The sequence below is a fragment of the Shewanella sp. 10N.7 genome (genome assembly GCF_020806285.1).
Lineage (GTDB): Bacteria > Pseudomonadota > Gammaproteobacteria > Enterobacterales > Shewanellaceae > Shewanella > Shewanella electrodiphila.
The window spans coordinates 120,675-132,386 of record NZ_JAJGZS010000012.1 but is presented as its reverse complement, the minus strand read 5'-3'; the positions used below and the strand labels follow the sequence as shown (position 1 = coordinate 132,386).

Annotated in this window: 8 protein-coding genes; 4 read left to right on the top strand and 4 right to left on the bottom strand. The window is 40.9% G+C overall.

Annotation, left to right across the window (positions count from 1 at the left end; genetic code table 11):
* Positions 1-136 precede the first annotated feature (136 nt).
* The gene (locus LMH66_RS09845; protein WP_229369648.1) at positions 137-832 is read left to right on the top strand and encodes a DUF4937 domain-containing protein; all 696 of its coding nucleotides are present in this window, start codon (positions 137-139) and stop codon (positions 830-832) included.
* A 1-nt stretch (position 833) separates the two neighbouring features.
* Here LMH66_RS09845 and LMH66_RS09840 read toward each other — a convergent pair whose 3' ends face one another.
* Positions 834-1,586: a tRNA (adenine(22)-N(1))-methyltransferase gene (locus LMH66_RS09840; protein ID WP_229369647.1), complete on the bottom strand. Its 753-nt coding sequence runs from the start codon at positions 1,584-1,586 to the stop codon at positions 834-836.
* Positions 1,587-2,029: 443 nt separating this feature from the next.
* Here LMH66_RS09840 and LMH66_RS09835 point away from each other — a divergent pair, with 443 nt between their 5' ends.
* The 3 genes from LMH66_RS09835 (at position 2,030) to LMH66_RS09825 (ending at position 6,288) form a co-directional block, all read left to right on the top strand.
* Positions 2,030-5,086 carry an FAD-binding and (Fe-S)-binding domain-containing protein gene (locus LMH66_RS09835; RefSeq protein WP_229369646.1) on the top strand — a complete coding sequence of 1,019 codons (3,057 nt, stop codon included), beginning with the start codon at positions 2,030-2,032 and terminating at the stop codon, positions 5,084-5,086.
* A gap of 138 nt (positions 5,087-5,224) precedes the next feature.
* Positions 5,225-5,725 carry a DUF1285 domain-containing protein gene (locus LMH66_RS09830; RefSeq protein ID WP_229369645.1) on the top strand — a complete coding sequence of 167 codons (501 nt, stop codon included), beginning with the start codon at positions 5,225-5,227 and terminating at the stop codon, positions 5,723-5,725.
* A 152-nt stretch (positions 5,726-5,877) separates the two neighbouring features.
* Positions 5,878-6,288 (top strand): MarR family winged helix-turn-helix transcriptional regulator, encoded by a 411-nt coding sequence (locus tag LMH66_RS09825; protein WP_229369644.1) that lies wholly within the window; start codon positions 5,878-5,880, stop codon positions 6,286-6,288.
* A gap of 173 nt (positions 6,289-6,461) precedes the next feature.
* Here LMH66_RS09825 and LMH66_RS09820 read toward each other — a convergent pair whose 3' ends face one another.
* Genes LMH66_RS09820 through LMH66_RS09810 form a run of 3 tightly spaced genes read right to left on the bottom strand, consistent with a single transcriptional unit; the run spans position 6,462 to position 11,589 of the window.
* Positions 6,462-9,569: an efflux RND transporter permease subunit gene (locus LMH66_RS09820; protein ID WP_229369642.1), complete on the bottom strand. Its 3,108-nt coding sequence runs from the start codon at positions 9,567-9,569 to the stop codon at positions 6,462-6,464.
* Positions 9,566-10,930 carry an efflux RND transporter periplasmic adaptor subunit gene (locus tag LMH66_RS09815; protein WP_229369640.1) on the bottom strand — a complete coding sequence of 455 codons (1,365 nt, stop codon included), beginning with the start codon at positions 10,928-10,930 and terminating at the stop codon, positions 9,566-9,568. Before LMH66_RS09815 ends, LMH66_RS09820 begins: the two co-directional genes overlap by 4 nt.
* A 2-nt stretch (positions 10,931-10,932) precedes the next feature.
* Positions 10,933-11,589, bottom strand: a complete 657-nt coding sequence (locus tag LMH66_RS09810) for a TetR/AcrR family transcriptional regulator (protein WP_229369638.1) — start codon at positions 11,587-11,589, stop codon at positions 10,933-10,935.
* Between the last annotated feature and the right edge of the window lie 123 nt (positions 11,590-11,712).

Below are 11,712 nucleotides of genomic sequence, written 5' to 3'. Positions count from 1 at the left end.
AGAATGGCCAACAACTCGCTGCAAAAACAACCTTGAAAGATCAACAGGCCCTAGGCACATATAGTGGCTTTTTTAAGTCATGCTATGTTTGTTCTTAAGTGTAAATTGAGATTGATGAATAAAAGGATAGATTCAAATGACATTAGCTAAAATCATTATTTGTCAGGTAACGGACGAGAAAATACAAAGTTTTACTCATAGCCAAAGCCTGTGGGGGTTAACTGCATCTTGTGAGGGATTCATTGGTCAGCTAGGTGGTTGGGTGCAAGGGGAATGTGAACAAGTTAGCAGGGAACATAGTTCGGATAGTTACAATCAAGCCGTTGTCATTGGATTATGGCAATCACAGCAAGGTTTAACTGATTTCATGGGATCTACACATGACAACATCATTGAACAAAACCAGCAAACGTCAACTTATCTAACATGTCAGGTTAATCGACATCAGCATGTTTTAACAATGGGCTTAAACGCTCTCGATATCCCTGAGATACAACTGATAAGCATGGTTACATGTGAAGGTGCCATTGATAAACAAAAATTTATTGCTGAGCAAAAGGATTTTTGGGTTCCTACATTACAAAAACAACCAGGGTTTATTGGTGGTGATGTTTGGCAACGAGAAAAAGATTCTAATAATTATCTCGTGTTGACGTATTGGTCGAGTGAACAAGCTTATAGGTCATATGATATTGGAGTTTTTACTGAGTTAACTCAATTTATTGATCAACAAAACATAACACAAGTCCCGACTAAGAAGCCCTCGGCTAAGAAAGTCTCAAGTAAGACTGTTTTAGTCGAACGTCGATGGGACGTTATAGCGCATAAGTAAATTACTGCTCAAACGTTTGAGGCATATCAATTGCTTTATAAGCATTAATGATGTGCTGCACCTCTTGTTTACGCCCAACCTGTATACGTTGGTAATGGTTTAATGTTTTGTTGAGGTAACGCCAAGACACACTTTTTTCAGTTTCACTTTTATTCAACCAAATTTGCTCTCCGACTTCAGATATAGCCTTCGAAGTCTTATGTTGCTTAGCGTTTAATGAGTCAGCCTTATAAGCTGAACTTGAACAATTTGCAACTAACAGAATTTCATAAAAACGTTTGTTGTCTTCAATTAAACATTCTTGCTTTAAGCTAAAATCTAACGAAATAAGATTCTGTCTTAAGCTGTATTGATGATGAACAGGGCAAAGTAAAAAATCGATATTTAAGTTAGAATACTGCTTTTGAATACTATCGATAAACTGATTCATTAAATCACCGCCAACACCAGCAATAATGATTAAATGCTTACCACAATATTTATCTAAAGGAAGCTTTGCTACATCTATACAGTGAGTAAACCAGTTGGATTGGACAGTGGGCTTAAACTTTGAGCTTGAATTAAGTCGGACTAATTTTTGCTCGAGCTCATTCATTAACTCAACAACGATATCAACAAAGTGTATATTTGGCGCAGCTTGGCGCATTAATAAGGCCCCACCTAGAAATCCATGATCGCAACAACAATCCCAAATATGATCGTACCCAGATAAGACCATATCATCTAATTGCTGCAATCTTTTACTGAGTTTCATGGGGTGTATATCCGAGTGTAAGTGGGAGTGTTTATTAAAAAGCGCCGCATTGTAATGGTTTTCAATCTGTGGGTATATGAATTAGTCGTAATAGTGTGAATAATCTGCACCATATACCTGCACTATTTAACCTGTAATGGATGCTTTTGAGTTCAAGTTTCAAATCTGCAGATTAAATTGAGATTTACCTGTATTAGATTTAAATAATAGGGTTAATCATCATATTCAAGAAATATGAATCTTACATAATCAACTAATGGCAATTTTTTTAAGGTTTTAACTATTCATTTAGCATATGAAGCAATGGCTTACGTGTATTGTTTTTATTAATGATTAAGTCGTTACTGTATTGAATGTTTCTAATGAAAATTTTTAACTCAACTACTTAGCGGCTCTATTTTTGTTTATAATGATCACAAAATTACTATAAACAGAAGTCGAATATGCTGCCGTTGCTATCTCACCATCAAACTTTAGAGCCTATTTATTTACGTTTTCTAGATGCCCTTGAAGCATCGTCTTTTGCCGGTGAAATAGATAAGCGTTACAGCGCCAGACTGATTCAAGCCACAGATAATTCTGTTTACCAGTTTTTACCACAAGCAGTCATTTATCCCCTTAATCAGACAGATGTCGAATTAGTACTCACTTTGGCGTCAGACCCTCAATATAAGCAAGTGACTTTTAGTGCCCGTGGCGGCGGAACGGGCACTAACGGCCAGTCGTTAACTCATGGGTTGATCCTTGATGTTTCAAGACACATGAATCAAGTGATTGAAGTCAATGCAGAAGAAGGCTGGGTTAAAGTGCAAGCGGGTGTCGTAAAAGATGCGCTTAATGATGCCCTAAGACCACATGGGTTCTTTTTTAGTCCCGATTTATCAACTTCAAACCGCGCCACCGTTGGCGGTATGATTAATACTGACGCATCTGGTGCGGGCTCTTTAGTTTATGGTAAAACCTCAGATCATGTATTAGGGCTCACCAGTGTGTTAGTTGATGGTAGCGTATTAACTACAGCTCCAATTGAGGCAGATGCAGCCTTAACTCAAGAAGTTGAACCTAATCCATTTGCTCAAAATATCATTCGCCATATCGCTAAGCGTTGTCATGAAAAGCGTGAATTAATCATTAAGCAATTTCCTGCCTTAAACCGCTTTTTAACCGGTTACGATTTGCGTCATGTGTGGAATGATGATTTAACCCAATTTGATTTATCACGCATATTAGCAGGCTCAGAAGGTACCTTAGCCGTACTAACTGAAGCTAAATTGAATATCACGCCGCTACCTAATACGCGGATGATGTTGAATATTAAATATGACTCGTTTGAATCAGCGCTGCGTCATGCACCATCGTTAGTTGCCGCGAGTGCGACAGTGGTAGAAACCATCGATTCTAAAGTGTTAAACCTTGCTCGAGAAGACATCATTTGGCATTCAGTGTCACACCTGATTGAAGCTGTGCCTAATAAAGTGATTGAAGGACTCAACATGGTTGAGTTTGCTGGTGATGAAGATGATGTTAAGCAACGTATTGGTAAGCTAGAGGTCGTTTTAGCAAGGCAATTAGCCAATGAAGAGGCGGGTGTTGTTGGTTATCAAATCACTTCAGATAAACCGAGTATCAATAAAATTTACGCTATGCGTAAAAAAGCGGTAGGGCTATTGGGCGCAACAAAGGGACGCCGTAAACCATTAGCGTTTGCTGAAGATACCGCTGTTCCGCCTGAAAACCTCGCAGATTTTATTATGGCGTTTCGCGACTTATTAGATGGGCATGATCTCAAATATGGCATGTTTGGCCATGTGGACGCGGGGGTTTTACATGTGCGTCCAGCGCTGGATATGTGCGATGAGGCTGACGAAAAATTATTAAAAACCATATCTGATCAAGTGGCCGAGCTGACGCTTAAATATGGTGGTTTGATGTGGGGCGAGCACGGTAAAGGCGTGCGCGGCGAATATGGTCCTGCGGTATTTGGCGACGAGCTTTATGGTGAGCTTGAAGACATCAAAGGTTTATTCGACCCTGAAAATAGATTAAACCCAGGCAAGTTGGTGGCACCCAAAAACAGTGGCCCAATGATGTTTAACGTAGATAGTGTTAAACGCGGTAAGTTTGATCGTCAAATCCCCATTGAAACCAGAGATGCATTTCCTGATGTGATGAACTGTAATGGTAACGGCCTGTGTTTTAACTACAGCAGTTATTCATTTATGTGTCCGTCTTTTAAAGCGACTGGCGATCGTATTCACTCACCAAAAGGCCGTAGTGGCTTAATGCGTGAATGGCTTCGATTATTAGAAGCTGAAGGCGTTGATCTTGATGCTCTAGCAAAATCAAAACCATTAAGCATCATGCAACGGGCGCAAAATAGCCTTAATAGCACCCGAGATTATGATTATTCCCATGAAGTGATGGAATCTTTAAAAGGTTGTTTAGCCTGCAAAGCCTGTTCTGGTCAGTGCCCTGTTAAGGTCGATGTCCCCAAGTTTAGAGCGCAGTTTTTCAATATTTATTACAAGCGCTATATGCGACCAGCGAAAGATTACCTTGTCGCGGGTATCGAAGATATGTTGCCAATGATGGCAGCGATGCCAAAGGTCACCAATTTAGCTTCGCAGAATAAACTGAGCCAATGGGTTATCAAAAAGTCGATTGGTTATGTTGATGCCCCCGCTTTGTCAGTGCCAACATTAAAACAACGTTTAGATGGCCATGAAAGCCGTGGTTATGATTTAGAAGCGCTACAAGGGATCCCAGAATCTGAACGGGAAAAGTATGTCTTAGTGGTGCAAGATCCTTTCAATAGTTTCTATGATGCAGAGTTAGTATTCCGCTTTATTCAATTGATTAAAGAAATGGGCCTTAAACCCGTATTATTGCCGTTTAAGCCTAATGGTAAACCGACTCATATTAAGGGCTTTTTAGATAAATTTGCTAAAACTGCGCAGTCTAGCGCAGACTTTTTAAATCAAGTTCATGGCTTAAATATGCCGATGGTGGGGTTAGACCCCGCGTTAGTCTTGTGTTACCGCGACGAATACAAAGAAGTATTAGGTGACAAGCGTGGTAACTTTGAAGTCCTATTGGCCAATGAATGGCTAACAGATGCCATTAAAGGCTTACCACAACTTGCACAAACAGAGCAGAAATTCAGTTGGTTCAGTCATTGCACAGAATCAACTGCTAAACCAGCCACGCCATCAGAATGGAAAAAGGTGTTTAGTCACTTTGGCGCCGATTTTGATGTGATTAACGTAGGTTGTTGCGGTATGGCGGGCACTTATGGTCACGAACAAGATAACCTTGGCCGCTCTAGCAAGCTCTTTGCTATGTCATGGCAGCCGACATTAGATGGCATTGACGATAAAACCCAAGTATTAGTGTCTGGTTATTCTTGTCGCAGCCAAGTTAAACGTTTTGCAGGCTTTAAACCTAAGCACCCCATTGAAGCTTTACTACAGTTACTAAAGGCAGCTAACGAAGCTCAATAACGAAGCTAATAATGAAGCTAATAATGAAAGTCGAATAAGCTTTAGACATGACTGGTGCGAGTTACTTTTTAATTCTTCGCGCCAGTTATTGTTGCCGCTAAATAACGACATAGAGTGGTATCAAAAGGGAGTTGATAGATGACAAAAACCGCCTCGAAAAATGCTATCAGTGTTTCTGCACAGCTCAAACAACTCAGCTTAACTCAATCAAAAACTCAAACGCATTTACACTCTAAATCAAATACTGATGAATCTGCACTGCTATGCAGTGAAGCGCCTATGTTTGATATTAATAGTGAAGGTGAGTGGTTTTACCTTGATAGCCCGTTACCAGCCAAATTTGCTAAGTTATTTGCTAGTGTGCTTAATTGTATTAATGGTGAATACTTTCTGATAACGCCAGTAGAAAAAGTCAAAGTCACGGTTAAACGACACGCAATTGTGCTAGTTGATTACCAGTTAGACGATAAAGATGGATTAACATTCATTAGTAGTATTGGTACTGAGCATGCTATAGCTAATATATCTGAAGTGGCGTTATTAGAAGATGCCATTGAAATAAATATAGAAAGGGGCGTTAAAGCGGGATTAGGCCGTGCTTGTTACTACCGATATATTAATCAATTTGTAACAGACTGACTAAAATTACGGTCTTATACGTACTAGATCCTGTATTGAATGATAACCTGTTTATATGATAGTAATCTAAAGTACAACTCAACAGTCGTATTCTTAGCTTGATTCGTTATCAGACCAGTAGCTAAGGGTTGATGGGCATGTAGGAGCGGTTTATGAAACGTTATGAAAGTCTTTATTATCAAGTATCTCACCTTAATATCATGCTGCAAAATGAGCTTGATCAGCGCCTTAAGCGTTATGATCTCGACATTAAACTCTGGCCAGTTCTATTTTCTTTATGGCAAGAAGAGGGCATCAGTCAAACAGAGCTATCTAAGCTTTGTGATGTCGCCAACTACACCATGACTCGTCTGTTAGATCAGCTTCAGGTCCAAGGCTACATTACCCGTCATCAGGAGTCTGATAATCGCCGTGCTTTTCAAATATTTTTAACCGATGCAGGAAAGGCGTTAGAGCAAGACCTCATTCACGAAGCTGAGTGGGTTAATCAAAAGTGCCTTGCACGGTTAGATGAGCAAGAACAACAAACCTTGTTACAGCTTCTAAACAAGATTAATCAATAGTAATTAGTGTTTAACTCTCAACTAGTCGTGAAATACATTTTTATCTTAGAAAGACAGTAAATGCATAAAAATAAAGGCCGATAATGATTTCATTAACGGCCTTTATTCGTTTTACAGAAAGCTAACTCTGCCTTGAGTTACAGTGACCAATATAATTGATACTAGCTGATATCTTATGCTTCTAAGTCTTCATGTTTATGTACTAGATTAAAATCTGCCAGGACTGCATAAGCACTCGGGATGATAAACAGCACTAATAATGTTGAAGTAAAAATACCAAACACAATTGAGATGACAATGGGCTTAACTACTTGCGCCTGTAATGAGGTTTCCATTAACAATGGTAATAAGCCTGCTGCGGTGGTCAAAGACGTCAGGAATACCGCTCTGAAACGATCGCGACTGGCTTTAACGACTGCTTCTTGAATGTTATCGCCTATGTCTACGTGATGGCGAATGTATTGCACCAACAAAATAGAGTCGTTAACCACAATCCCCGCAAGAGAGACAAAGCCTAATATTGATGGCATCGACAGGCTATGGCCTGTGAGCAAATGGCCCCAGAATACGCCGATTAATGCTAAAGGAATGGCTAGCATGACAACGAATGGCTCTAAATAACTTCTAAACTGAAAGCTTAAAATCGCAAATAAACCAAATAGACCAATGATGAAGCCTTGCATAAACGAAGCGCCAGTTTTAGCCGTTTCTTTTGCTGCGCCTTCATAATCAACTTTGATCCCTGGGTATTTTTCACGAAGCTCATTAGCAAATTCAGTTCTAACTTTACCTACAATTTCACTGCCATTGGCTTTAGTATTGTCGATATCTGCCATCACAGTCACTGTGCGCTGACTTTCAATACGTTGAATACGAACGTATGAACGCTCGTAGTCAAGGGTTGCTACCGCACTGAGCGGCAGTTGGTTGCCATCGCCCAACATAATTGGGAAGTTAGCCAACGCTTGCAAATCACCCGCTTGTTGTTTATTGAGGCGTACCTGAATTTCAATATTTTCTGGGCCAGCTTGTACATCGTCGGCGGTTTGACCAAAGTAGGCGGCGCGCAATTGCGATGCAATCATTTCGCCATCTACGCCGTAGTTTTCTGCGCCATCTCTAAGCTTAACTAAGACTTCTTCTTTACCCGGCCTCATGTCATCTAAAATGCCATTAACCCCCGAGAACTGACTTAAATAGGACTGTAAATCAACCGAGGCCATCTTTAAGGTTTCAAGGTCATCATGTTGTAAACGTACTTCCACATCGCGCCCAGCAGGCCCCATTGAAGGTTGTTTAAACACTAACGAAATCGGCGCGGCAATATCACCACTTTCAATACGCCAATCTTCGATGAAATTGTCAATTAAGGTTTCACGGGTTTCGGCTGATAATAAATCTAATCTCACGGTTGCAACATGCGGTCCTGATTCTCCGGCATCAGCATTCATATTGTATTGCTCGGTGATATAGCGAATGAGATCCGCGTCTTCTTGATTTTTCTCTGTGTATTTGGCACCGACTTTATTCGCACTGGCGACGAGTTTTTCAACCACTAGCTTGGTTTGATCTAGTGTTGAGCCCGGCGGCAAAATAATCCGCGCTTCAGCGATATCCCCGTCAAGCTCTGGAAACCCAACAAACTTAACTGCGCCACCTGCGACTAATGCCACAGAGATAAACAGTAAGCCTAAAGTCGCGCCAAGACTGGCGTAGCGCCATTTCACCACAAAGGTTACGGCATCCACTAGGGTGTTATTACGAAAGTATTCGAATTTTTCTAAGAATACTTTTTTAAACTTTAGTGGCGGTTTCTCTTTTTTTTGTGATTTAAGAGAATGACTTAAGTGATTTGGAAGAATTAAAAATGCTTCGATAAGACTGACACTCAGCACCATAATCAATACAAGTGGCACCACGGATAATACATCGCCCATTTGCCCATCGAGCCACAATAAACTGCCGAAAATAAATACCGTGGTTAAAAAGGATGAAAATACACCTGGAGCGACTTTTTTGACTCCTTGGGTGACCGCTTCATTAACGGGCAAACCTTTTTCGACATGGGCAGCAACAGACTCTGCAATCACAATGGCGTCATCCATCATGATACCAATGGCCATCAATAAACCAACAAGGCTCATGATGTTAATGGATACCCCAAATACCCACATTAAGAATAGGCCACCCATAAAGGCGACGGGTAAACCTGCAGAGACCCAGAATGAATAGCGCAACGAGAAAAATAGCCACATTGAGAAGAACACCAAAATGATCCCCTGCCAGCCATTTTTAAGCAGCATAGACAGCCTGTCTTGCAACAGTGATGACATATCATTGGTTAAGGTCAATGTGACGCCATCTGGGGCGACGAGTTGCTCTTGGGCGACAAACTCAGTGACTCTGGCTTTAATTCTAAGCGCATCATCTGCTTTGTTCTTTTGTATTTTAAGTACCGCAGCGGCTTTACCATTAAAAATGGTGTGTTCTTCTTCAAGTTCAAATAAGTCTTCTATTTTGGCTATGTCACGTAACCTGACGACGCCGCCTTCAGGATTTGAAGAGACAATGATTTTGCCTAAATTTTCAGGCGTGATACGGCGTTCATCAAAACGAATCAATAGGTTTTTATCTGATAACTCCACGCTTCCGGCAGGCATTTGTACATTTTGGCGTCCGACTTTGTCTGCTACTTCAGCGACCGTGAGCCCCAAACGTCTAATATCTGCTTCATTAAGCTCAACCCGTATTTGGTGGTCAGAAAAGCCAGATACTGTGACTAAATTAACTCCCGCATCAATTTTCAGCCGTCGTTTTAAATCTTCTGCATATGATTTTAAATGCGGCAAACTGGCATCTGCAGCAATGGCGATATCGACCACAGGTTCAGCCCAATCAAGCTCTTTAACTGTAGGTGGATCGATTTGCGATGGAAAATCTTTAATGGCGTTAATTTCGGTTTGAATATCCACTAAACTGCGCCCCATATCAGCAGAGCCTGTTAACTTAACCGTTAACGAAGCAAAACCTTCTTGGGCATCACATTTCGTTTCTTCAATATCGCTTAAACCATCAATGGCATCTTCCATGCGTAAACACAGGCTTTCTTCCACTTCAGCTGGCGATGCGCCGGGGTAAACTACACTGGCGATAATGTAGGGCGGGCTAAATTCAGGGAAGGTCTCGCGTTTAATTTTACCGATGCTGCTTAAGCCAACAACAAAAAATGCCAACATCATCAAGTTAGCGATGGTGGGGTGGCGAGTGAAAAAGTTAATCACTGATTGTTCTCCCCATTATCTTTTTCGTCACTCATTTGTGTGTCAATTGTCTTGGAACCTGCAATTTTAAGACTCATACCTGCAATGGCAGGAATTAAGTCGTTGGTCACGACTTGGTCGCTATTTTTTAACGCAGGCTCACCAGTTTGACTGGCTATGGCAACGCCATTTTTAGTGCGATACACCACATCAACCGATTTAATTTGCAGTTTGCCTTCGTTATCCATCAGATAAATTTTATCGCCGTGCAGTGCTTTTTCAGGGATCACAAACTGATTTGATGAGTAACCATTGATGTAGGCTGTTACAAACATGCCATTAGTTAACGGTGGACGCTTAACTAAGTTCATGTCGTTAAAGTTTTGTTCAACCTCAAGATAAAAACCGATAGTAGCCTGGTCTGGGTTAATCGTGTCTGCTATACGGGTTAACTTGGCTTGCCATTGATGATGTTTTTTGCCCATGTTGATTTCAACATGGCTGTTAAAGTTTACTCGCTCAATTGACGGTAATGATGCGCTGTCTCTTGGAATATCAGAGATGCTGGTAATTAAGGTTTCAGCATCTTGCAATGATAACTCAGCTTTGATTTCAACCGCGCCTAACTGATGCGCTTCAAATAGCACTGCACCACTTGATACTGCTTGAGCTCGTTCGATATTCACTTCAGCAATACGAGCATCAAATGGCAAGGTAAACTGGGTATTATCTAATTGTCGCTGAGCATCATTTAATAAGGCCTGATTGACTTTAACTTGAGCCTGCGTGACTTTGCGATCATCTGGCAGCAAACTTAAGCTGCTGTTCAAATCTTGAACCAGATTTCGCTGGGCTAATAATGCTTGTTTCTGGGTTTCTAATTCAGATTTTGAAATCAAGTTTTTGGTGTTAAGGGCTTTTTTACGTTGGTATTCTTGATCCACTAAGGTCAATTTTTGCTGTTCAATTTCTAGACTGGTTTTTAAATTGATTTCTTGTTGATTAAGCTGAACTAATTGCGCCTGAGCGCCGTTATAGTTTGCTTCTGCCTGGGCGAGCTTTAATTCATATTCGAGTGGGTCGATGACCAGCACTAAGGTGTCCGCTTTAATTAATCGACCAGTTTCTAATTCAGGGTGACGATAAATGATTTTGCCACCGACTTCAGCGATGCCTTGCCAGCTGTGTTTAGGAGCGACTCGGCCGTAGGCTTTGATGATAGGCATACTTAGCTGTTTATCTAGGCTTATCACTTCCACTAACCGTGACTTATCGTGACCTGCTTCTAGTTCAGGCGATGAACGCAGCGCAATGGCGGCAAATAAAATCATAAAACCGGCTGCTATTCCGGGAAATACGTAACGTCTTTTTAAGCTAGTCATGTTTAGCGGTCCTGGCTTGGTTGAAATTCATCGGCAATGAGCCCATGACGTAAAAGCCTTGCATTGTGTTTAGCAAGCTTTTGTAAAAATTCGGGGCTGGTTTCGATACCTATTGCTTGTTTAAACAACTCAGGCATTAAAAAAGGAAAAACCAACAAACTGACAAAGCTCATTTTGGCGCACATAATGTCAACTTCGGGTCTGAGAATATCCGCCTGTTTGAGTTGATCAAATACTGTCATTCGCGTTGCTGCAAACAGATCCAATAAATTGGCCTGCAACTCTCGATTACTGTCTGTAGGCGATAGGTTCGCGGTGCGATAAATAAGTTTCGGCAAATCCGGATTTTGACTCATTATTGAATAATATGTGGTGAGAATTTCTTCAGGGGAGCTTGCGGCATATTGCTTGTTTGTTTGCACAATTTTGTCGAACATTGGTGCAAGGGTCTCTTTAACCATTTCACTGAATAACCCCATTTTAGACTGAAAGTAGTAGCGAATAAGGCTTGCATCAACACCTGCTTGTTGAGCAATGGCGCGAACTGACACTTTTTCATAATCGCTTTCTACAAATAGCACTCTTGCGGCATCAATTAAGGCGCTGCGTTTGTCCATTTGGGTTAATGGTCTTCCTGCTGACTTTTTAATCGTGGCCATGGTATTGCTGAGGTAATGTGTAATTCTTCAAGTGTAGAATATAGTAAGCTAATGTGGTTATATCGCTAAGCTAATTAATTCTTCAATATTCAACAATTGATGAATAAATTACGATTTTAGGCA